The 23,588-nt window shown below is 42.2% G+C and carries 19 protein-coding genes; 10 read left to right on the top strand and 9 right to left on the bottom strand.

From position 1 onward, the window contains the following. Positions 1-392: 392 nt before the first annotated feature. On the top strand, positions 393-716 hold the full coding sequence (locus HWQ42_RS23445) for a GIY-YIG nuclease family protein (protein ID WP_292816551.1): 324 nt from the start codon (positions 393-395) through the stop codon (positions 714-716). Between the two features lie 108 nt (positions 717-824). Here HWQ42_RS23445 and HWQ42_RS23450 read toward each other — a convergent pair whose 3' ends face one another. Next, complete coding sequence (locus HWQ42_RS23450) at positions 825-1,226, bottom strand: FAD-dependent oxidoreductase (RefSeq protein ID WP_292816553.1); 402 nt, start codon at positions 1,224-1,226, stop codon at positions 825-827. A 48-nt stretch (positions 1,227-1,274) separates the two neighbouring features. On the opposite strand from HWQ42_RS23450, the gene HWQ42_RS23455 reads away from it, so the two are divergent. Both HWQ42_RS23455 and HWQ42_RS23460 read left to right on the top strand, forming a co-directional pair. After that, positions 1,275-1,463, top strand: coding sequence for a hypothetical protein (locus HWQ42_RS23455; protein WP_292816555.1), 189 nt, complete (start codon positions 1,275-1,277; stop codon positions 1,461-1,463). A gap of 63 nt (positions 1,464-1,526) precedes the next feature. After that, positions 1,527-1,916: a DUF1932 domain-containing protein gene (locus HWQ42_RS23460; RefSeq protein ID WP_292816557.1), complete on the top strand. Its 390-nt coding sequence runs from the start codon at positions 1,527-1,529 to the stop codon at positions 1,914-1,916. Positions 1,917-2,111: 195 nt separating this feature from the next. Here HWQ42_RS23460 and HWQ42_RS23465 read toward each other — a convergent pair whose 3' ends face one another. After that, on the bottom strand, positions 2,112-2,354 hold the full coding sequence (locus tag HWQ42_RS23465; protein ID WP_292816559.1) for a hypothetical protein: 243 nt from the start codon (positions 2,352-2,354) through the stop codon (positions 2,112-2,114). 94 nt (positions 2,355-2,448) lie between these two features. Between HWQ42_RS23465 and HWQ42_RS23470 the strand changes: the two genes are divergently transcribed. The 3 genes from HWQ42_RS23470 to HWQ42_RS23480 all read left to right on the top strand — a co-directional run bounded on the left by HWQ42_RS23470 (position 2,449) and on the right by HWQ42_RS23480 (position 5,576). Continuing rightward, positions 2,449-3,690, top strand: coding sequence for a hypothetical protein (locus HWQ42_RS23470; RefSeq protein ID WP_292816561.1), 1,242 nt, complete (start codon positions 2,449-2,451; stop codon positions 3,688-3,690). 36 nt (positions 3,691-3,726) lie between these two features. After that, the gene (locus HWQ42_RS23475) at positions 3,727-4,494 is read left to right on the top strand and encodes a phosphatase PAP2 family protein (RefSeq protein WP_292816563.1); all 768 of its coding nucleotides are present in this window, start codon (positions 3,727-3,729) and stop codon (positions 4,492-4,494) included. A gap of 380 nt (positions 4,495-4,874) precedes the next feature. Next, the gene (locus HWQ42_RS23480) at positions 4,875-5,576 is read left to right on the top strand and encodes a hypothetical protein (RefSeq protein ID WP_292816565.1); all 702 of its coding nucleotides are present in this window, start codon (positions 4,875-4,877) and stop codon (positions 5,574-5,576) included. 412 nt (positions 5,577-5,988) lie between these two features. Here HWQ42_RS23480 and HWQ42_RS23485 read toward each other — a convergent pair whose 3' ends face one another. Beyond that, positions 5,989-6,612, bottom strand: a complete 624-nt coding sequence (locus tag HWQ42_RS23485) for a hypothetical protein (protein WP_292816567.1) — start codon at positions 6,610-6,612, stop codon at positions 5,989-5,991. A gap of 280 nt (positions 6,613-6,892) precedes the next feature. Here HWQ42_RS23485 and HWQ42_RS23490 point away from each other — a divergent pair, with 280 nt between their 5' ends. Continuing rightward, positions 6,893-8,656, top strand: coding sequence for a mechanosensitive ion channel family protein (locus tag HWQ42_RS23490; protein ID WP_292816569.1), 1,764 nt, complete (start codon positions 6,893-6,895; stop codon positions 8,654-8,656). A gap of 102 nt (positions 8,657-8,758) precedes the next feature. Here the strand turns inward: HWQ42_RS23490 and HWQ42_RS23495 are convergent, their stop codons facing one another. Continuing rightward, positions 8,759-9,304 (bottom strand): hypothetical protein, encoded by a 546-nt coding sequence (locus HWQ42_RS23495; RefSeq protein ID WP_292816571.1) that lies wholly within the window; start codon positions 9,302-9,304, stop codon positions 8,759-8,761. Beyond that, on the bottom strand, positions 9,301-14,883 hold the full coding sequence (locus HWQ42_RS23500) for a PAS domain S-box protein (protein WP_292816573.1): 5,583 nt from the start codon (positions 14,881-14,883) through the stop codon (positions 9,301-9,303). Before HWQ42_RS23500 ends, HWQ42_RS23495 begins: the two co-directional genes overlap by 4 nt. Before the next feature lie 511 nt (positions 14,884-15,394). Here HWQ42_RS23500 and HWQ42_RS23505 point away from each other — a divergent pair. Then, positions 15,395-15,829, top strand: a complete 435-nt coding sequence (locus HWQ42_RS23505) for a hypothetical protein (protein ID WP_292816575.1) — start codon at positions 15,395-15,397, stop codon at positions 15,827-15,829. A 127-nt stretch (positions 15,830-15,956) separates the two neighbouring features. Here the strand turns inward: HWQ42_RS23505 and HWQ42_RS23510 are convergent, their stop codons facing one another. Next, positions 15,957-18,302 carry a response regulator gene (locus HWQ42_RS23510; RefSeq protein WP_292816577.1) on the bottom strand — a complete coding sequence of 782 codons (2,346 nt, stop codon included), beginning with the start codon at positions 18,300-18,302 and terminating at the stop codon, positions 15,957-15,959. Positions 18,303-18,464: 162 nt separating this feature from the next. Between HWQ42_RS23510 and HWQ42_RS23515 the strand changes: the two genes are divergently transcribed. After that, complete coding sequence (locus HWQ42_RS23515; RefSeq protein WP_292816579.1) at positions 18,465-19,790, top strand: DUF58 domain-containing protein; 1,326 nt, start codon at positions 18,465-18,467, stop codon at positions 19,788-19,790. Positions 19,791-20,070: 280 nt separating this feature from the next. On the opposite strand, the gene HWQ42_RS23520 is transcribed toward HWQ42_RS23515, so the two are convergent. Beyond that, the gene (locus HWQ42_RS23520) at positions 20,071-20,388 is read right to left on the bottom strand and encodes a SemiSWEET transporter (protein WP_334813176.1); all 318 of its coding nucleotides are present in this window, start codon (positions 20,386-20,388) and stop codon (positions 20,071-20,073) included. Positions 20,389-20,819: 431 nt separating this feature from the next. Here HWQ42_RS23520 and HWQ42_RS23525 point away from each other — a divergent pair, with 431 nt between their 5' ends. Further along, the gene (locus HWQ42_RS23525; protein ID WP_292816581.1) at positions 20,820-21,329 is read left to right on the top strand and encodes a GNAT family N-acetyltransferase; all 510 of its coding nucleotides are present in this window, start codon (positions 20,820-20,822) and stop codon (positions 21,327-21,329) included. 136 nt (positions 21,330-21,465) lie between these two features. On the opposite strand, the gene HWQ42_RS23530 is transcribed toward HWQ42_RS23525, so the two are convergent. Then, entirely contained in the window at positions 21,466-22,863 is a 1,398-nt protein-coding gene (locus HWQ42_RS23530) for an AtzE family amidohydrolase (RefSeq protein ID WP_292816583.1), read from the bottom strand. 9 nt (positions 22,864-22,872) lie between these two features. Further along, complete coding sequence (locus HWQ42_RS23535; RefSeq protein WP_292816585.1) at positions 22,873-23,499, bottom strand: DUF4328 domain-containing protein; 627 nt, start codon at positions 23,497-23,499, stop codon at positions 22,873-22,875. Positions 23,500-23,588: the final 89 nt, after the last annotated feature.

Genomic DNA, 23,588 nt, shown 5'->3' on the forward strand with positions numbered 1-23,588 from the left:
ATAACTTGTTTCGATTTGGTGCCCGCAAGCGGTTGAACCTGCCATAAATCACAGCCAAGCCCAACAATGCAACAGCAAACGCTCTAGTAAATCCGTTAACAGATTTCTTGCATTTCAGTTCTGGGGGATAATTAGCTAGTTGGTCACGCCCTTTGTAATCACCTTGGAACCAAATCAGCTAAACCTATTTTCAGAAGTAAGACCTACACCAGCACTTTTGACAGAGGCACTGGTGATGAGTGCTGATGCCCTGCTGAACTAGAAATCTCAGATTTTTGAATATCAGCAGAAAGTGAGAGAGAACAAACCACCACAAGGTAACACTGTTTGACATTGCACCAAAACACTGCGACCCAGACCGGATTGATCCGTTTAAACTGCATTTACAATCAATGGCTTTTTATCGGATGCCAGATGATTTTGGTCAAGCAGCTTTGTATTTTGTGATTGATAGTGCTACTCCCCTATTACTTTATGTTGGAGAAACCAAGCGGAGTAACAAACGCTGGAAAAATACCCACGACTGCAAGGATTACATCGCCAGTTATCAGGATTTACATTATCGCTATGAGATGGAGACGGCGGTTAATATTAGTTTTTGGTGGGATGCTCCAGTAGAGAGAAAATCACGACAAACTTTAGAACAGGCAATGATTCAAAAATTTAAGTACCCATTTAATAAGGAGAATTGGGAGCGATGGGGACAATACTTGTGAGTGATGACTAAAACTCAGCCATCGCAAGGATTTCGCTCTAAGTGTACATTCCTTGGCTTTTAAATGTTTGCCGTAATAATCTGTAAAAAAGTGTGAAAAATCTGCGTTTCATGTCATAGCGAAAGCTAAAATTTGCTTTGCTGCTCGTTGTCCACTGCGAATTGCTCCCTCCATATAGCCACAATATTCAACGGGAGCGGTATGTTCTCCTGCAAAAATGACTCCTCCCGCAGAGTAAGGTAAGTCAGAGCGCCAGCTTTTCAAGTCTCTAGGAACGAAATAGCAGTAAGATCCCTGTGACCAAGGATCAGCACTCCAGTCATGAGTTGCAGTTGCAAGTGCTTTGGGAGCATTTGCCTTAAGCGTGGATACTGTTTGTTGTGCTAACTCAACGGAGTGTCCAGCAACATTTCGGCTAGGTGTCCCACTGCTTGTACAAGCAAGAATTCCCGCTTCACCTGTCTGAGTTACGGTAGATTCCCAGACCGTTTGATAAGGTGTTTCTCCCACGACTAACCCCCAACTGGATTGCTGCCAGAAACGGTTGGAGTACTGAATGTGGGTAAACAGATTCTTTATGTTGATGGTAATGCAGTTGCACCCCAAAAAGTAAAACGTATTGCCCAACTGATTGAATCATCTGGGGCAACTTTTGTAGATGCTTCAATCATTGGCCCACCGCCCAGAGTTCCCGGTCGCACTCGCATCTATGTTTCAGGAAAACAGACTGATGAATTCCAGCAATAGCGGAACTATGGGTTAGATATACGAGTAATTGGCGATGAAATTGGTCAGGCTTCTGGATTGAAAATGTCTTACGCCGCCCTCACCAAAGGACTGACAGCGATTAGTACAGAATTATTGATTGCTGCCCATCGCTTAGGCTTGGATGAGCAACTATGGAACAAAGTATCTAGTAGCCAACCAGAACTTGCTGCAATTCTCACCCGTTCTATTCCATCCATGACACCAAAAGCACATCGTTGGATAGGGGAAATGGAAGAGATTTCCGAAACTTTTCAAGAGTTAGGTCTGACTGAGCGGATTTTTTACGGCGCAGCTGATCTTTACCGCTTGGTGAAAGATACCTCTTTGGGTAAGGAGACACCAGAAGAGTGCGAGCGCGAGCGCCCATTGAGAGACATCATTACTACTCTTTCCAACGAAGCAGCATCGAGTGTATTAGACAAAAATGGCTGATTTCAGTTTAGCTATGTAGCGATCGCTCACTCAATTGGGATCGCATTCTTATGCTCTTTTTTGCCCACATGCGAAATCCAGCAACTGGGGAAAATTTGGCGGCGAAGTGGAGTGCCTGGTGCGGGCTGCTAAAATCCTTACTACCAGCCACAAGTCTTTCAGCCCGTACCAGGGACGAATCTAGCGCAGCGTTCCTCAGTTGCGCCAACGTTCACCGTCCCAGTTTTTTGTTAACGATCGCTTGACTTTTAAGACAGTCGCTACGAATATTCTTAAACCGAGCGGTATTAAATAGAGTTGCACAGCCATCAACTGTGTCAATTTCAGGTGAAAGCCATGATATTTTTGACCGTAGCCTGATTTGTCAGAATTGAAAACCACAGATCCCCAACTTCGTAAAAGTTGTTGGGGATTTTGTTTTTCGTCAGTAGTTAACAAATCCTCAGATGAGTAAATGTATTTTTGCCCAGCTATTCACTACCGATCATATAAAATTGATTCGGATTGAATTTCTATTTATTGAAAAGACAATATGTTTACCAGAATTCGCCGTCTTTTGAGCCAATTTTTTAGCAAAACAAGAACAATCAACAACGAACCACTGAATAAATTCAGTTTAATTGTCATTATTATAATTGATATTTTTATCTTAATTAATGTTTTTACCGGACTTGATGATATTAGCAGATGGCATATCAGTCCGACTGAGGCTTATCCATGTTATTCAGAGTGGCAAAATTACCGGACAAAAACTACTAAAGATAAAGACTATGAAATTGTTAGACTTTCATTGCCATCTTACACAAACAATCAACTCAGTTTTCAACAAAACTATCAACAAGCCGAAACAGAACATCTGGGTAAGGTTTATCAAACGTGCTTACAATATGCCGATTACAAAGATAAGATTAACAATCCTGAAAAGCAGCAAATTATTAGAATTATCGATCAAAAACAAACAAAAATTAGTAGACTTGAACAAGCCAATGGCACTATTAAATCTCAGTATGACTCAACGCTATTAGAGAAAATTGCAGGTCAGGGTCGTGAACAATCAATTAATCAAGTCAGTGCGGAAAAAGCTAAACAAGCATTAGAAGAAAATAATCGCCAAATTTCTACTCTTAAACAAGAAAATTTTACTCTGAAAAATGAACTAATCGCTAAACCGGAAAGTATTAGTTTTATAACTTTTATTAAAGATGATAATCGATTCCAAGAATTTGAAAAAGGCTATCAGCAGGCATCATTTTGGTATCCAAGTATCCAGCTTGGTTTTCAGTCTCTCTTCCTTTTACCACTGATTCTCATTGCTTTATTAGTTCATAAGTTTTCCCAAAGAAGAGGATATGGACTTGTTTCGCTAATTAGCTGGCATTTGCTAGTTATCTTTTTTATCCCATTAATCGTTAAAATATTTGAATTTCTCCAAGTAGGTGCAATATTTAAATTTTTATTTGATATACTTAGTGCCATTTTTGGCAGTTTACTTTTTCTGATAAATTATGTTTATATCTTGCTGATTCCAGTTATTGGTTTTGGAATTATCCAGTTTTTTCAAAAATTTGTCTTTAACGCTAAAGTCCAAGCAGGTAGCAGAGTTCAAAAATCACAATGTGTCAATTGTGCCAAGAAAATTCGACATCTTGATACTTACTGTCCACACTGTGGTTATTATCAGTGCATTGAATGCCATAACTGCCATAATCTTACTTATAAGCATTTGTCGTACTGTAAACATTGTGGAACTTCTCAATTTTCCAGTAATTTGTAATCAGTGAAGTTGTCGATCGGCCTTTTTAACTTAGATATGAAAAAAGAGAAACAAATCAATAAAGAGAGTCAATCGCCGCTTGATTTTCTCAAAAACCTGTTGATCGCTCGTTGGCGATCGCTCTTACTCCTTCTGATCGGAGTCTATTTACCTTTGCAGATATTTGAAATCCTGACAGTGAGGATATGGGAAAATCAAGCGGGCTTTCCGTGGGATGTGCCGATTTTGTTAGCAGTTCATTCTACAACAAACCCACAGTTAGATGTTTTAGCTGTCACCCTAGCTACAGTTGGGTTGCCTTGGACGGCGATACCGATTTTGGGTGCGATCGCACTGATGTTACTACTTCAAAAACGCTGGCGATCGCTAGCTTATTTACTCACCGCCTCAGCAGGAAGCGTCATCATCAACCGCATCGCAAAGCAATTAATGCATCGAGTGCGTCCACAATTGTGGCAGTCTATTGCACCTGAGTCTAGTTTTGCATTTCCCAGCGCTCATGCGATGACGAGTGTAACACTGGTAGCAATTTTATTATTTTTAACTTGGGCTACCTCTTGGCGCTGGTTAGTTCTCATATTCGGCAGCTTATACATCATCGCGATTGCGTGGTGTCGTCTTTATCTAGGGGTTCATTTTCCTAGTGACATTCTCGCAGGTTGGATGGTTGCATTAGGTTGGACGATTGGTGTCAGTTTAATTATCAAACCCTATAGAACTATAGCCAAATCCGTAGATGGCGAACGTCCTAAAGATGAAACTACCTTACTCCCAGAAGAAATAAAGTCGATAAATGAGGAGTAATATCAGCCCTCACCCTAAATCCCTCTCCCAAGGGAGAGGGATTTAGAAATTGGCTTCCCTTCTCCCAATTTTGGGAGAAGGGGTTGGGGGATGAGGGCAAATTTTGCACTTGTGCAAGATGATTATTAAAACCAGAGCATGGCTTCAGTAAGCTTACTTTGAATTCAAAAATTGTATTTCAAAATATGGTCTTTTATTTTTTTGTCAGGAACTCGTTTTGTAAGTAAAGTTAATAACTTAATTATCCAAAAACGGTATCATCGGCTATTATTTTTTGACGTTGGCAAAACTTTTAGGTCTACTGACTTTACCATTCAACCTCTTGGTGATAAAGTGATCCCATTAATTCATATATATTCAAAACAACAATCAACATAACAATGAAAACATTGCAAGCTTTAATGCCGATCGCAGTGGGTTTACTCACGCTTACAGTCGCAAGTTCTGTGAATGCTCAACCGATAATCGATACTGTAGACAATGGTAATTTAAGTGTGACGGGGATGACACGAGGAAGCGGTTGCACTGTCCTTTTTAGCCCTCAAGGAGAGCTAGTTCAAAATGGTCGTTCCTGTAGTTCAAAAGAAATTGGTAAAGCTCAAGCTGCGATCGATACCTATCTCCGAGAGCAAGGCGCACCTGAGCGCAACAGTGACGACTCAATGCGGCAAAAACTGACCTTAATCTGCTACGGTGAAGGTCGCAAGCCAGGTATTGAAAGCCGCAACAGCTATGAATGGAACTCACGTCGTCATCGCTATGAACTGCAAAATCGTGTAGAGTCTTCGACAAACGAGTTCGATTCTGAGGTTCAAGTCGAGATTCGTAATATGCAGGGAAAAATTCATCTAGGCGGAAAGCTCATCCCACCAATTCATTCAGGCGGTACTAATGGATGGTGGAACCTCAAGGATCTCCGTGTCACACCTGAGCAAATCACGGGAAAATACCAAGTAAATGGGCTAAATCATCCGCGTGTTGAGATCGATCGACGCAGTGGACGGATTGCCATTAATGGGATTGAGCATTTCCGTGGTACTTGCGATTCAGGCGACTGGAGCAGTGGCAGAACTCGTTTCTAGTCTGGCTACTTTTTGTCTAAGTCCCGAATGGCAAGCTTGTTAAGCGTAAACCCCTGAGATTACTGGCTTTTGGGTATAGGGTGTAGGGTGTGGGGTTAAGGGTTGGAAGAAGATGTTGTTCTATTTGATGCACTAAAATTCAATTTTCTTAAACACTACACCCCACACCCTACCCCCAATATCCTGCCCTGACTAGGTTTCATCTTTTCTTAGTGCCATTCGTCTAAGTCCCAATAAGTACCACTCCTTAAGGCACAATGTCTGAGAAGTCCCCTGGACGATGCTTATTCACAAAAGAATCAGCGTTTCAGACATTATGCCTGAATGAAGGAATGGGAGTTTCAGCTTCTCGGCTAACTTTTAAGACATCCTCTCAATGCCCTCTAAATTAGATTGTTCTTCCAGATAGCAACTACTTCTGACAATCCTGTGAACCCCCCGTGTAAACGATCGATTGGTAGCGTCCTTGGTCTGTTTGGATTGTTACACAGTAGTTGGTTTTGCCTTCTAGCCAGTAGCTGTAGCCCGAACCATCACTCTTGACCCATCGATAGCCCCGTTTTTTCACTGCGTTTTCTGCCTGTCCTGCCCTTGCCCCCACTAAATCACTCAACCGAGAGACGGTAGTACCCGCTTCAGGCTGACGCCTAGCAGCAGCCCTACGATTTCTGTTACCTGAGTTTTGTCGATTGGCAGATGTATCCCAATAGACAAAAATTGACTCATTGGCGAGACGATAAATCTGTCCTCGATCGCCAAGTCCAGATTGTCGATAGGCAGCATCACCATTTTGATCGCGATAATTGCCGGGTCGATTACCCGAAGGGAGCAGGTCATAGCTACGACCATTTTCCAGTTGAATGCTAACCGCACCCTGCCGTTGGGAAAAGGTACAGGGCCCAGAAGATGTGGCGCGGTCTTCTCCTTTTGGGAACACATCGCAACGGGCATTCACGGTATCGGCTTTGACGGATACGGGAAAACTCAAAGAAGCGATCGCCAGTGCTACTGCTAAAAATGAATTTGAAGATTTCATTACCATAAAACTCCTGAGTTATGACAACGAAGATGACATTTTATATCATTCTCTAAATGTGCGTTTTATAGTTGACACTTGCAAACTTTCTTAAACTATCTTTCTTGTGTCACTTTCCAAAAACTTTTGCCATTTCGGAATTCTAGAGCTTTTCTATAGGAAGCGATCGCCAAATTTTCTCTAATAACCCTAAAATCTCTAAAATTAATTGATGATAGAAAATTAAAGTAGGATGATGACCAACACTAATATTAGTTATTCAATCACTTTACCATAGATTATGTTCTTGTTTAATCGCTTCCTCCATTCAACAATTCGGTTTGTGCTAGTCAGTGTGATGACGATCGCAATGGTGTTTGGGTGGAGTGCGATCGCTCACAGTCAACTACCTTCCTTACCTACCGCAGCCTCCAACGATCCGCACCAGCCACCTAGTGGTGTTACCCGTCTCGGTATGTATGAAATTGCGTCTGTGTATTCACCCATAGATAGAAGCTTATTGTTTGAGATTGTCTCTCCCACTGTTTTTAATCGTAGCCAACCGCCAGATGGATCTCTTCCAGTAGAGGTACGTGCCGAAGAAATAACGCAACGGCTAATGCGAGCGCTCGCTCGAACTAACAAAGCCAAACAAACTCCTCTAATTTCTATTGCCATTCTGAATCAGGATTTAATCCTCCAGCTCAGTGACGATCGAACGACCCGTCCTTTAAGGCTAGTGACTGTAACAGAGCCAGATGCTGACTACCACGGAAAAACTCTGGAGGAATTGGCGCAGGAGTGGCAAAAAATATTACAAGCAGAAGTAGAACGCATTAATAGACTCTTCTCGCATCAGGTATTGTGGCAACGAATTGGACAGGCACTGCAAATCAGCATCGGCTTAGTGTTGGGGAGTGTTGTGTTGTGGTTACTGCGGCGAACTCTAATTCGCAAACAGACGGCATTGCAAGTTCGCCATCAAGAGCAGATAGCTGCGGTAAAACAGGGTGTGGTCAAGCGATCTGAGGGAGAAACATCCACAACTATTCACACAATAGAGACTAGTGAAAAGAAAACAGATGCAGACACGATCGCCGATGGGCGATCGCAGTTTCTAGACACGATCCGGCGACAGTTTAGCCTTAAGCACCAACTGGGGATCTATTCTCTGCTCAGATGGCTACTGTTTTGGGCATTTATTCTGATGTGGTACATCGGGATTGCGGTCATCATGTATCGCGTACCCTACCTTATGAGATGGTCAACGGACGCTTTGGCCAGGCCCCTGGCACTACTGATTATTTGGTTTTTCATCACTTTTGTTATTCGGATCGGCAAAATTTTAATTGACCGCCTCACTGATGTCTGGACAACCCATTCCTCTCTCCCTTTGAGTGAAACTCAACGGATTGCGCTACGAGCTGCAACAGTTTCCGGGGCACTCAAAGGATTAATCACTTTTGTTTTCATCACCTTGGGTATCTTGCACTTTCTAAAAATATTTAATGTGCCTACCAGTTCAATTTTGGCAGGGGGCGCTGTGATCGGTATCGCAATTTCTCTTGGTTCCCAAAGTCTGATTAAAGATTTGGTCAATGGCTGCTTGATTTTGATGGAGGATCAATTTGCTGTGGGAGATGTAATTGAGATCGCAGATAAAAGCGGACTGGTGGAAAATCTCAACCTGCGGGTGACTCAACTACGTAATAACGAAGGTCAATTGATTACCATTCCCAATAGCAATATCACCAATGTCAGCAATCTAACCCGTCTCTGGTCGCGGGTGGACTTTTCCATTGTGGTGGCTTATGAAAACGACCCCAAGCAGGTTTTAGAGATTCTCAAGCAAGTATCCAAACAATTGTATAGCGAAGTAGAATGGCGCGATCGCCTGCTAGAATCGCCCCAAGTGTTGGGGATTGATGACCTATCCCATAGAGGTATGTTAGTGCGCGTTTGGATTAAAACCGCACCTATGGAACAATGGAGCGTTGGGCGAGAGTTTCGTCTACGGGTACGGCAAACCTTTGAAGCCAACAATATTCAGATTAAGGCAAATTGAAGATTGTCAGCTAGAAACGAATAACTTACCAGAACCGCTAAAACCTTTTGCTGAAAAACGCTTGACCATACTACATACAAAACTTTTTGCAAGATGATTAAATTAAGAACAGCCCTCAACATATTCGACTTCTGGCAATTTACCCGCTCTGAACTGAGTGACAAGTTTACCATCAGTCTCGAAGACTAGACGATAGTTGCGATCGCTACGGTCTTTCGGGATGAAAGTTAGGTAATGTCCATTTTGGACGTATTTATGAGGTGTAACTTGAATTTGTCCTGGGTAAAGGGATTTGATTTGTGCTTCTGTGTCGCCAATTTTTGCACCTTTGAGGGTAGTAATCTGATTATTTTCCCGCACATCTACTCTAGAAATCCGACCTTTTGTCACCATGAACGAAAGATTTTTGGGTTCATTTTGTGGCTTCACATAATAGCAATTATTATTTGGTGAATCGCCCACTAGCTTAGTACCAGCAGCCTTTGCCGCTTGAGAGACAGTCATGCCAACTTGGACTGCGCCAATACCGTTGATAAACAGTTTTGACTGATTCGTTAGTTTCGCCTTTGCTACAACTGTACTAATAGCCAAAGAAGAAACTGTTAGTGTTACGGTGACAAAAGTCAAGAATTTAGTTTTGCTATTCATAATTGGATATTTTCCTCAGTTAAGTCAATAATTTCATCGAAGCAGAAGTTGCGGACTAAATTTGCTAATTTTTCTGCCAAAGCAGAATGAGTTTGGGGAATTTGCTCAATTAGTTGCAAAATCCTTTCAGCATCGACTTCAACGGCTGCCTGATTAAGTTTTATTAGCCATTGGGCAGGCATAATGGTAATTGCAGAGCGAAGATCCAAGATGGAAGATTGAGTATTCTCTAGGTTTTTGTCTATTGCATCTTCATTGCTTTCTTCTGCACAGATATAACGAACTTGCAAATATTCAGCGATCTTTTCAAAAATAACTTGCTCTCGGAAGGGCTTACGAACCAAGTCGTCGCAACCTGCGGCTAAGATACTTGCCTGTTGTTCTTCAAAAGCACTAGCAGTTAGGGCAATAATTACGGTGCGGAAATTTGTAGTTGTATTTTTTTCCCTGTCTCTAATCTCTTTAGTGGCATCGTAGCCATTCATGATAGGCATTCGCATATCCATCCAAATTAGATGAGGTTGCCAGGTTTGCCAAATAGCGATCGCTTCTTGTCCATTAATTGCAGCTTCAATTTCAAAACCAATGCTACCAAGAAGTTGCACAATTAAATCGCGGTTTTCTTTACGGTCATCTACTACGAGAATACGGTAAGCAGGTTGGTTTGCTGCCAGCTTGAGTACGCGTCCCTTATTCAATTTTGGTGCAGCTTTTAAAGCTGCGGCTAAATTCACTTGAATGTCAAAGCTAAAAGTAGAGCCTTGCCCAATCTGACTTGTCAAGTGAATATCGCCTCCCAGCAACCGCACAAATTGACGGCTGATAGTCAGTCCGAGTCCAGTTCCTTCCTTAGTTTGGATACCACTTGTTGTCTGGACAAAAGGCTGAAACAGGTTATTCATTTCTTCTGCTGCTATTCCCCGTCCAGTGTCTTGGATTTCAAAGTGTAGGGATTGGGGCATGGGGCATTGGGCATGGGGCATTGGGCATTGATTCATCTCCCCTTGCTCCTTTTTTACTCCCTTGCTTCCCTGCTTTTCTGCTCCCTCAGTCCCCAAACTTACCCGCAACGTTACTCCCCCAGCCTGAGTAAACTTGACGGCGTTACCCAAAAGGTTGATTAAGACTTGGCGGAGTTTACCTTCATCTGTTTGGATGTAGCGAGGGAGATTGGCAGCCATTTCAAATTTGAGAAATAATTGCTTTGCCTGTGTCCGCACTTGGAACATCTCTTGTAATGTTTGCAACAACAGATAAAGGTCGAAGTCTTCAGGGTTGAAAATGATTTGTCCAGCTTCAATTTTGGACATTTCTAAGACATCGTTAATCAGATTAAGCAAGTGTTCTCCACTGCGGTTAATAGTAGCTAAAGATTCACGCTGATTTGAGTTGAGGCTAGTGTCTCGTTCCATTAATTGGGAAAAACCCAGAATCGCATTTAAAGGGGTGCGGAGTTCGTGACTCATATTAGCGAGGAAAGCACTTTTGGCTCGGTTGGCAGTTTCGGCGGCTTCTTTGGCAATTCTCAACGCTTCTTCTGCCTGGTATCTAGCTCGACCGATCGCAATTATTTCACCTACCAGTTTCAATAGATTAATATCTTCTTGGTTCCAGGTTTTTGAGTAGTGAATCATCGCTGCACCAACAAACCCAACGACTTTGCCAGCATGAACCATTGGCACAGCTAGTATAGATTGAAACGACATACTTTCAAAAAGTTTTCGCTCAGGTAGATGGGGCGCTAAATCTTCCACAGAAGAGATTTGTCGATGCCTACCACGGAGAATCGGCTCATAGAAATAGGGGAAAACTTCCACAGGCGAACCTCTGGCAATATCAATCAATGGTGCAACATCTTCGCCACACCATTCATGAATCAGGTAAAATTCACGTTTATCCTGGGAGCATTCAAAGATGCAACTGTGTTCAGCATCAATAAATTCAGCGATCGCTCGCAGTGTAAAATTAATTGCTGTTGCTAAATCTTGGTCAATAAATTGCCGAGAAATGCTGCTGATTAAACTTTCGGCTTGAGTACGACGTTGCAAGGCTGCTTCTGTTTGTTTGCGATCGTTAATATCACGAGCTACGCCGACAATCTGAAAATTACCTTGGGCATCTTGTGTGCGGACTGCATTACTAGTTAGCCAAACCCAGCCACGACTGCGATGTTTCGCGCGGTACTCAGTCCCGGAAATTCCCTCACCTGTTGCCAGGATAGTTTGGGCGACTTCTTGACATTTGGGTACATCATCGGGATGAGTAAAGAATGCCAAGGAATTACCCTCCATTTCGCTGGGGGCAAATCCGGTAGTATTCAAGATATTTGGAGAAATATAGTTAAATACCCCATCAGCATTGATCACAAATAGCACATCGTTAACCTTTTCAACGATAGTGCGAAACTTTAACTCGCTTTGCTGTAAGGCTGCTTCTGCTTGTTTACGTTCCAATTCAGCACCAGCACGGGCAGCAAAAATTTTAACAATCAGTTCCCGTCCCGGATCGGGCTTCATGGGTTTAACATCGATCACTGCGAGATGTCCGATGATTTCGCCGGATGAACTGGTGAGAGGAACGCCAAAAAAACTCTCGGCATTCATCTTCACTAAATCGGCATCTTCCGGGAAAGTTGTTTGCACTGCTTGCGGGTAGTGACACATATTGCCTCGCAAGGTGTGTTCGCAAGGAGTACCCTGTAAATCATATTCCAAGTTCTCGTTAATAGCCCCGCTACACCAAAATGCCAAAGTGCGGACTCTCGTTTTTGGCTCGTCATCAAACTCAGTCACTAGGGCATATTGAACTTGCAAGACTTCAGCAAGGTAACGAACGCAAGAATTGAAAAATTCATTGCCTGTTTTCGCGGCTGTACCCTCAACAATTAAGCGTAAAGCTTGTTCTTGCTGTTTGCGATCGCTAATATCTGTAAAAACAGAATCCAAACAGGATTCGTCTGCGTTGAGACGAAGTGATAACAGTACCCAAACAACAGATTCATCCAAGCGCCGCAGTGCTACTTCAAAATTGCGAACTTCACCGGACTCTTCTAACTCTGCTAAAAGTAGTGCGCGATCTTCTGGATTGACATATAAATCGGTTGTGAAATACTTACTAATTAAGCCAGCAGCAGAGGTAAAACCTAATATCTCGGCACCACGTTGATTAGCATCGATAATCAATCCATCTTTTTGACAGGTGCGAAAAATCCCCACTTGGGAATTTTCAAAGATATTGCGGTATTTCATTTCACTACGGCGCAAAGCTTCTTCTACTTGCTTACGTTCTGTGATATCGCGTCCCACGCCAGCGATCGCAACACCGCTAGGAGTGTTAATTGTGGAAGTGTTAAAGTTGAACCATCGCCAGCTACCATCTTTGTGTCGCAATCGCACTTCAATATTAGTCAGTTTTTCGCCAGTTATCGCCCGTTGTAAGGCGGCGGCGCTAATTGCTAAGTCTTCAGGTTTGGTAAACTCCACCACAGAATGACCTTCGATTTCTTCTAGGCTGTAGCCCATCAGTGCAGTCACATTTGGCGAGTGATAAGTAAAAATTCCCTCTGGCGAGAGGACAAATATCAGATCGTTGGCATTTTCAACAATGCTACGGAATTTTAACTCGCTTTCCTGGAGGGCTGCTTCGGCGCGTTTGCGTTCTGTGGCATCTGTGCCGACTGAAAGAATTTCGATTAAGTTTCCTTGGGCATCTAAAATGGGTTTATTCGCCCAGACTATCCAGACGCGATCGCCATTTTTGCATAAGTTCTCGTTTTCGTTAAATAGATAATTTTCTGGCTGCTGACAAATATCAACCATTAATGTCTGCAAATCGCGCCCAGAAGTTTCCGTTTCTGGAACAATTGTACCAATAACATTGCTTCCTGTAATTTCATCTATATCGAAACCAAAAAGCCTTTGACCGTAGTCATTTAAAAATATAATGTCACCATTGCCATCCCAACGCAAAATTATACAGTTGGCTGTCTGCACTAAATCGCGGTACTGTGCTTCGCTTTGACGTAACGCTTCTTCGGTGCGTTTGCGAGCCGTAATATCCCGCACTATTGCTAAGATGTGTCGCTTGCCATTATAAATGCAAGTCGTTCCTTTGACTTCCACATCTATTAAACTGCCATCTTTGCAGATATCAACTGCTTGTCCATAAAATTGCTCACCAGCTCGTGTTTTCTCGACAAACTCTAGAAAAACAGAATGTGAGTCTGGATGAATATAAACAGATGGATGTAAAGTGAGAAATTCCTCATAAGAGTAACCGTGCATTTGACAAGCCGCCGGATTAATTTCGGCGACTTTTTCAGTCTCCATTTCAGTAATAAATAATCCATCATTAATTGCTTCAAAAATACTGCGGTATTGTAATTCACTTTGTCGCAGTGCTGCTTCTGCCCTTTGGCGCTGAGTGATGTCGCGGAAGCTCCACACTCTACCAATAATCTGTTCACCGATGCGCTGAGGACAAGAGTAGCGCTCAAATACTCTGCCATCTTCTAGTTCTAACCAGTCGTAACTAACTACTTCCGGCTGTGAATATAATTCTCGGACTCGTTGCAAAAATCCATCGGGATCTTTTAGCTGATTTGCCAGATACGCTAATCGCTGAGGATGATCTGGTTCCGTCAAAAGTCCTGGTGGAATTGACCACATTTCTAAGAACTTTTGGTTATAACTAGTGATATTACTTGAGCTATCGACTACTAATATACCATCTTGAATCGATTCAAAGATAGCGCTTAACAAAGACAGAGAGTTTTCTAAAGCTACTTGCGTTTGTTTGCGTTCGCTAAGATCCCGCCCTAAAACCACCAAGGCTTTGCGTCTACCATCCTGGTGAAAAAGGGGAGCTTTAATCATATCTAAACTGCTCACTGTCCCATCAGGGCGAGGAACAGCTTCTTCTACCCGATGCACATATCCCAATTGCCAAGCTCGTTCATCTGTTTTATTGCAGTTGAGCAAAGCATCATGATAAAAATTGCTAAATTCCGCTAGTTCTGAATCTGTTTTGCCTTGATAATCAACGCCTTGTAGCTCTAAAAATTCCAGGTTAGCTTGGTTTGAGAGCAACCATTTGCCCTCGCCGTCTTTTAAACAGATAATATCGGGTGTGGCGTTAATTAATGTCTGCAAGCGCTCCTCAATCTCTTGTAAGGATTCTTGAGTGCGTTGAGTCAATGTGATATCTCGAATCACCAGTATGGCACAGCGATCGCTAGTCAATCCGGTAGAGCTACCGGAAATTTGTAGTGTTATTTGCTCATCTTGCTGCAACTGATAATTTGTTGTTTCATACTCCCCATTGAGTATCTGCACATCAGGATAGCAAGGTAAAGCAACTGGTTGTCCTAATTGTGTGAGGGGTAGCAAGTCAGTTAACTTCGCACCGCAGACAGTAGCGTGAGGTTGGTTTACCAGAGACTCAAAGCGAGAATTGCACCATTGAATGAGTCGGTCTTCTCCTACCCAGACTACAGCATCAGCGATCGCACCAAGTGTTAATTCCATCTTGTTTACAGTGGTTTGCAATTGCTTTAGCTGCTCTAGCTGTTGTACGCTCATCAACGACTCCTGTTAAATAATTCGTAATGACGCTCCTGCGTCGCTACCGCTGCGCTAACGTAATTCGTAGTTCGTAATTATTATGAATTAAGTACTGTACAAATTAATAATCATGTGCTAAGGATGATACTAATAAATCTGTATAGTGATTGTATCCTTAGTCCCTGACTGAAATATTCGACTACAGCAAAACTACATATTATCTTTAAAATTTTACCTAAGTAGGGATAAGTCTTGGCAGTGCCCAACACCGAAATAGCAAATGCGATAGTCAAAGTAATAATTGATACTGTTTAACCGAGATATTGATATAAATACATTCGTCGGGGCACATAGCTCTGCATACCTAACTGAGTTAAACATTGATTATGCTATTGACAGCATAATATCAAGTTTTTATATGTCTGCTTCATTGCGCTTGTATTTTTATTAAAAATTTGAAATAGTAATGAACATGAGAGCTAATCCTAAAGCTCATTGATTGTGTTATCTACAAAGGAGAATCTGTTTCATGCTAAAACGTAGTATCAAACTAGCTGTTTTTGGTCTGGCGTTACTTGTTTTCACTTTGAATTTAGCCATTTATACACCAGCGTATGCGGGTACAATTACGCTATATGAAGGTAATGGAGGACAACAAGATACTCTAGGTAGTTATTCTGATAGACCTGATTATGCAGGTAAAGTTAAGCCAAATGATGAAGCTCGTTCGTTAAAACTCAGTGAGGTTGCACCATTCACAATAATTACAGTTTATGACAGCCCAGATGCTGCCGCAGATGATGATTACACCACAATTAAAGTCAAACAAAAAACTCCCAAGGATTTGGTCGTAGGTACTTTTGAAAATTCTTTTGAAAATGAATATATCAAGGTAGATCATTCGCACGACAATGGACTTGATGGAAAGGTTTCATCCATTCAGATTCAGGGTTTTGATTTTTAATAGGTCATAGAATTAGACCATTAGCGCCATAGCACTAATGGTCTAATTCTGGTTCTATCGCTCCCTTTATGCTTAGAAAAGCAAATGAATCAGATCTAATTAATAAATTTTACTAAAATACGAATAATTACGAATTATACCCAGCGTTACTACCGACTTGGTATAGTGATTGTATTGTTAGCCCATCATTGGGGTATTCAACTACAGCGAAATTACATATTACCTGAAAGCGATCGCCATTGAAGGCTGTGAATATTTGCTGACGAAGGGTAGTTAAAATCTCACTGAGGCGATGGTTTACTTCTGTTTTGGTTAACCCAGAAACTCCCACAACAAATTCACCATTACCCCAATAACCTACTACTTCACCACTGCAAAATGCCGATTGGAATAAACGACTCCATCTTTGCAATACCTGGTTTCCAGCCTGATGACCATACTTAATATTAATTTGACGAAAATCAGTCACACTTAAGATCGCCAAGCAAACAGATTGCTGATTCTTTTCAGCTTGAGCAATCAAGTACTGCAAGTCGCGGTTAGACTGAAACTGATTTGCTAGCCCAGTTAAAGGATCTTTGGTAGAAAACGATTGTAGTAAACGGCTGCGTTCTAAGCGATGGGTAATGCGTGCCAATAGTTCTGCACCGACAACAGGCTTAACCACATAATCATCTCCCCCAACAGCAAACACTTGCTGTACAGTTTCCATCTCTCGATGAGCAGTCAGAAACACAATCGGTAATTCCTGCCATTGGGGATCGGTACGAACTGCTCGGCAAAGTTCGATACCATTGATGTGAGGCATTTCCACATCCAAAATCAACAAATCCGGTTTAGTAGATTGCAATACTTCCCAGAAACGTAGCGGATTTTCTAATCCAGTCATCCGCATACCCCACGGCTCTAACATTGGGCGCAGTGCTGCTAAAATCAGCGGGTCGTCATCTACTGCCAGTATATTTACCCGCAAAGAACCAGTACGTTGTAATATTTGGGACGAAACATCCCAAACTTGGGCAGCTGTTACAGGCTTGACCAAAAAACCCCGCGCCCCGTACTGAGCAAAAGTTACGCGTTCTACTAACTCATCAGTTGCAGCCAGCACCAGAACGGGTACGAGTGGGGTACGCGTTGCTAAGTCCGAAAGTAGTACCAAACTTTCTTTACGCCAGCCGATATCATCTATATTTAGCACTACTAAATCTGGTGATGTGGTTTGGAGAAAGTTTTTTGCATCCTCTAAATTGCTGATTTGCTGCCAGCATATTCCCATGCACTCAACCAGTTGTTGCAACTGAGAACCTAGTTGCAGATTGGGGTCAATTAATATCAATCGACTACTAATTTCGGGTGCGATCGCAGTAGATGTTTGGTAATCTACATTTTGCGCCATTAGATTAATTATGTTACCCAAATCTTCAATCAGCGTCAGCAATTGCCGCTTTTCACTTGCTGACAAATCGCCATCTTTCCCTAAAATCTGTTCAATTTCCCGCGCTAGCTGAGTGCCATTGTCTTGTTCAAACATCCCCAAGACACCAGCTAGTTTGTGCGCCTCTCGTTCTGCGGATTTGCGTAACTCCTGAGTCAGAGTTTTGTTAGAAAGTGCTGCCGCTAATTCTTCCAACACCGCCAGCCGTTGCACCATCAATTTTTCATATTGTTTCCACAAGCCACCCATTGCTTGCTGAAACTGCTCCTCAACTTGAGGACTTACAACTTGCGATTTTTCTTTCCCCCCCTGCTTCCCCTGCTCCCCCTGCCCCTCTGCTCCCCTGCCCCCCTGCTTCTCCTGCTCTCTTCCTGGATTCAGCCGATATCCCAAACCATAAACATTTTCAATCCAGTCTACTGCTCCGAGTGCTTTCAACTTTTGTCGTAAGTATTTGATGTGAGATTTTACAGTCTCCTCCTGGGGTGGATCGTCAAAAGTCCACAAATGCTCAATGATATCCCCCCGACTAAAAACACGCGATGGATTCCGTAAAAATAGCTCCAGTAAACTATATTCTTTGGCTGTTAATTCCAGCAGTTTGTTGTTATATGTGACTTCGCAACTACTGGGATCTAGTCGTAGTGAGCCTACTTCCAGTATAGGAGTACAGGGGCGATCGCCTCGACGGATCAACGCCCGTATCCGTGCTTGCAGTTCTTCTAAATCTAAAGGTTTGATCAGATAATCGTCTGCACCTGCATCAAGTCCCTGAATCCGCTCTCTACTACCATCTTTCGCCGTCATCAGCAGAATCGGAGTGAAGCAACCACTAGAACGCAATCGCTGACACAATGTAATACCGTCCAGTTTCGGTAATCCGACATCTATTAGTAACAGGTCATAGTTCGTACTTTGCGTGTATTCCCAACCCATTTGTCCGTCTTGTACGACATCAACAACATAGTGTTGCTTAGTCAGAGACTTCAACAAGACACTTGCTAAAATTTCTTCATCTTCGATTAGCAAGATTCTCATACACCCGTCCAAAATATAGCTTGCTACTACTTCACCCAAAAAAAATAGTACATTAGGTAGCTATTTTTCTACAAGCAGAAAATAAAAAAATTAGCAAGTCTTCTTATTTCGGTTACATTGAAATTCACTTTATACTTAACTCCTAACTTCTGGCTCTAAAAAATGGTTCCTTCCAAACGAGTTTATTTATTGTTGGTTTTGGGTATAGCAATCGCCCCGATTCTATCCTTATTTATCAGCATTAGAGTAACCATCGCCATCACTGTGCTATTTGATGCAATTATTCTCGGACTGATGGTTGTAGATGGTTTGCGGGTGCGGCGTTCTCGCGTGCAAATTACCCGCGAATTACCGTCACGATTATCCATTGGGCGTGATAATCCCGTAGTGCTAAAGGTGATATCGCTAAATACCGACGCTCAAATTGAAATCCGCGACTATTACCCAACAGGATTTGGCGTGTCTGCACCTGCACTCAGCGCCATTATTCCCAGTAACAGCACTGAGGAATTAACGTATACCGTCCACCCAACACAACGGGGAGAGTTTCCTTGGGGGAATATTCAAGTTCGACAGTTGGGGCTTTGGGGATTAGCTTGGGATGATTGGCAAATTCCTCAAAGTCTGCCAGTGAAAGTTTATCCTGATTTAGTGGGATTGCGATCGCTGACAATTCGTCTGACATTGCAATCATCTGGATCGATGCGCCAATCTCGCAAAACTGGTATTGGTACAGAGTTTGCTGAACTGCGAAACTATCGCACTGGTGACGATTTGCGGTTTATCGATTGGAAAGCTACTGCCCGTCGGGTTGGGGCTTATGGTAATGCCATGCCACTGGTGAGGGTTTTGGAACCAGAACAGGAACAAACATTGCTGATATTACTCGATCGCGGACGGCTGATGACAGCAAAAGTGCAGAATTTGCAGCGATTTGACTGGGGTTTGAATGCAACTTTATCCTTAGCTTTGGCAGGTTTACATCGAGGCGATCGCGTGGGTGTTGGTGTATTTGACCGCCAAATGCATACGTGGATTCCCCCAGAACGCGGTCAACATCATTTAAATCAGCTAATCGATCGCTTAACTCCAATTCAACCAGTGTTATTTGAATCTGATTATTTGGGGGCGGTAACAAATGTTTTGCAGCGACAAACTCGGAGGGCGCTGGTAGTAGTGATTACTGATTTAGTTGATGTTACTGCCTCTACAGAACTCCTAGCTGCACTCTCCAAACTAGCACCCCGCTACCTTCCATTTTGCGTGACTTTGCGAGATCCACAAGTCGATCGTCTAGCACACACTTTTACAGATGATGTCGCAAGTGCCTATACCCGTGCAGTAGCACTAGATTTATTAATGCAACGACAAGTAGCTTATGCCCAACTGAAACAAAAAGGTGTATTGGTGCTAGATGCACCAGCAAATCAAATTGCCGATCAGTTAGTTGAGCGATATCTGCAACTCAAAGCGCGAAATCAACTTTAGTAATTGTCACTCTAATTTGTATATTGTTATTCAATTATTTAGCGGAGGTCTAAACTTTGCTTAAAATTATCCAGGTAGAGACTGATGAACATAAACTCCATATTCGATACTACGGGTTTACGTGCAGTTGGTCTAGAGTTAACCAAAATAGTTCTGAGCGGGGGAATGAGGGAGTGGGAAATGAGGGAAAAATACCTAACTCTTGACTCTTGTAGAGACGCGATTAATCGCGTCTCTACCCTTGGCATTTGAGTTTTGTTTCCTGCCTTCAACTCTTAATCTATGTGGTTTCGGTTCTGCCTTGTGCTTCCTGTTTCTTGCCTTCTTTATCTGTACCTGAGCTGTACCTAATCTTCAGCACTAAAATCACCGATGCAATAAGTAAGGTAACAATGTTAGCAGCAATCAAAGGAATATCATGAACAGAAAAACCATAAATCAACCATAAAATAATACCTACACAAAGAATAATTAACATACTCCAAGAAAGGTCATTGGCTGATTTGGACTGCCAAGTTTTAATAAGTTGAGGGAGATATGCGAGTGTAGTCAGTACTCCTGCTACTAGCCCTAAAATAGTTGTAAAATCAATTTCCATTCTGTTCCCTACCTCAAGTTTTTCAGTTAAGTGATACTATGCAGCCAAAGAAATATTGAACTGGAGATTACCACACTCTCATTGTTTGCCGATTCTCTCTAAAGGCGTTTTTTCATTCCTTCTGATAGCCTATTGACATAAAGCAGAAATAGAATTTTTCATTTTGGAGCCTGAGCAAAAAATTCTGCGATCGCTTTAGCAAATCCCTCAAATTAACTATAATGTTTTGATAAAATTGAGATATTTATACCCAACTTTTAAGCTGCCTACATTGGTTACTCAAGGATACGTTTAGACAGTGCCCCTTTTGCAAAGGAAGCACACGCACTTTATCGTGTATTTGGCTTTCAGAATATTGAGCCGTATTTAGAAAAAACCGAGATTCCTCTCGAACATCGAGCAAACTGGATTTTTATGGAATTAGTTTTAAAATGATTGATATCCGTTGCGAAACTCTGTCAGACTACACAGCAATAGCTGAGGTTAATACACTAGCCTTTGCGCAGGAAAACGAGGCTAAACTTGTAGAGAAAATTCGCAATTCTAACCGTTATATTTCAGCACTTTCTCTAGTTGCAGAGGTTGAAAATGTTGTAGTTGGTCATATTTTATTCAGCTATATTGACCTAGTGGCTGAAGAAGCACTACAAGTACTTGGTTTAGCGCCTTTGGCAGTTCATCCACAGTTTCAAAGACAAGGAATTGGCAGCGCACTAATAAAAGCAGGGTTAGAAATAGCAGAGGCAAAGAAAGAAGCCATAGTAATTGTACTAGGTCATCCCCACTTCTATACTCGCTTTGGTTTTCAGCCTTCTGTTATTTGTGAAATCGAGTCTCCTTTTCCAGTACCAGAGGAATTTTTCATGGTGAAACCACTGCAAAACTATCAAAAGCAGTATAAAGGCAAGGTTGTTTATCCAGCTGCTTTTGATGAAGTATAATATTATTCCCACGTGAAGTTTGGTTAAAGCAAGAGACGCATGAATCGCCGTCAAGACGAAAGACTATTGTAGAGACGGCGATTTATCGCGTCTTTGTGATGGATTTATCGCGTCTTTGTGTAATAAATTAGATTTTTCAAACAGCCTCTGAGTTGAAAGCGTTTAAAATTACTGGTGCTGAAACTATACCCTTTGCCTCTAACGCAGCCGCAACCCGTAAAATTAAGGCTTCATTATATGGTGCTGCAATCAATTGCACACCTAAAGGTAATGCATTTTGGCACTGAATTGGTACTGATAAAACGGGTAAACCAATAAAAGATAATGGTTGAGTAAACAACCCTAAATGAGGACGGACAAGAATTTCTTCGCCATCTAAAATCATGGTTTGTTGACCAATTAATGGTGCAGAAATTGGTGTAGTTGGGGCAAGAATGATATCGACATTTTGAAAAACTTCCCGAACGCGATCGCGATACCATCTTCTAAACCGTTGTGCTTGGAGATACCAGCTACTAGGAATTAACGCCCCAGCCAAAAAGCGATCGCGTGTTGCTGGATCAAAATCTTCAGGACGCGATCGCAACTTATCCAAATGCAGATTTGCACCCTCGCTAGCTGTAATCACAAAGGCTGCTGCACGGGCGCGGTGTGCTTCTGGTATGATTACGTATTCAGTAACTTCTATTGCATCAGCTACTTTTTGCACTGCTGCTAAAGCTGCCGGTTCTGCACCTTTGGTAAAATAATCAGCTGCAATGGCAATTCTAATATCAGAAATATCTTGTTTGAGTTGTGGTAAACATAATTCAGGTGGACGCTTTGTACAAATGGGATCGCGATCGTCTTCTCCCTGAAGCACATCAAACACCATCGCGATATCCTGCACCGAACGCGCAAAAGGGCCAACATGGTCAAAACTGCTAGAAAATAAAGCTACTCCAGCACGAGATAACCTTCCATAAGTTGGCTTGAAACCAAAAACGCCACACAACGCCGCCGGAACGCGAATTGAACCATTAGTATCAGAACCCAATGTCAGCGGTACTAACCCAGCCGCAACCGCCGCCGAACCACCCGCAACTCGCTGTAAATCATGGGGGTTGTGAGTAGCACCGTAATGGGAGTTTTCTGTTACAAACCCATAAGCGTACTCATCCATATTCAAAGCACCAACTAGTACAGCACCCGCTTGTTTTAGCTTCGCTACTACGGTTGCATCTTGAGTAGCTTCTGGGTTTACTGCATTGATTTTCGATCCCGCCAGAGTCGTAAAACCAGCGATATCGAAAAGATTTTTTACCGCAAAAGGCACACCAGCAAGCACTCCAGGATGATTACCTTGGGCAATTTCCCTGTCAATCAGTGCTGCATCTGTTAAAGCTGTCTCAGCAGTTATAGTTGTAAAACAGTTGAATAGATGATTTCGCGTTGTTATTCGTGCTAACGCAGCTTTCGTAACCTCTACTGCGCTAACTTTACCTTCGCGTACAGCAGTTGATATTGTTATGGCATTGGCTGAATCAAAGTTCATGCTGAAATATTAAGAGATAGCGCGTTTAGCTTTTTGAGTAACCGCAGTTCGCATAGTTTTTGCTAGTAGTAGCAAAGTAAAGGTAAAACCTAAATCTAAAATACCAGAGAATAAAAACCAAAAGGGCAGAAATTGATCTTGAGGATTTTTAGCAGCTTCTTGAAAAGCGATCCGATTTACAAAATTTGACCCCATCATAAAACCATATAGCGGCCCTATTGACATTCGCACTTCTTCACTCAAACGTGTTAATTCACCACCCTCCAGTTTAAATCGATCGGCAAAAGTAGACAACGTATTAGCTATTCCCCAAAGGCTATATATAGGAATCAAAAATCGCGCGATCGCACCTCCTGGCGTAATCGGATATTCCTTAAAGATATTCTTTAAATCGGCATGGAGACGATATAGCCAAATCAAAAAAACAATGATTGAAATTAAACTGAACAGTAACGTAACTACTGATATCAGTGCATCAAGAGAAGCAAGTAGCTGATAAAGTGGTTTGGCGATGACTTCCAACAAAGACAATAGTGTAGAAGCAATACCAAATCCTAATAACACCCAAAGCAACCGCACTAACAATCTACCAACACTCGCAGACTTCAATGAACTAGCAGCATTGAAATTATTCATTTGAATCTTTCCAAGATATAGTCGGCTAATATCTTAGTATTGTTGGTTATATTGCAAACTCAGTAAAATTACTCAAACATCAACATCGC

It is taken from the genome of Nostoc sp. JL23, from assembly GCF_017115065.1.
Lineage (GTDB): Bacteria > Cyanobacteriota > Cyanobacteriia > Cyanobacteriales > Nostocaceae > Nostoc > Nostoc punctiforme_A.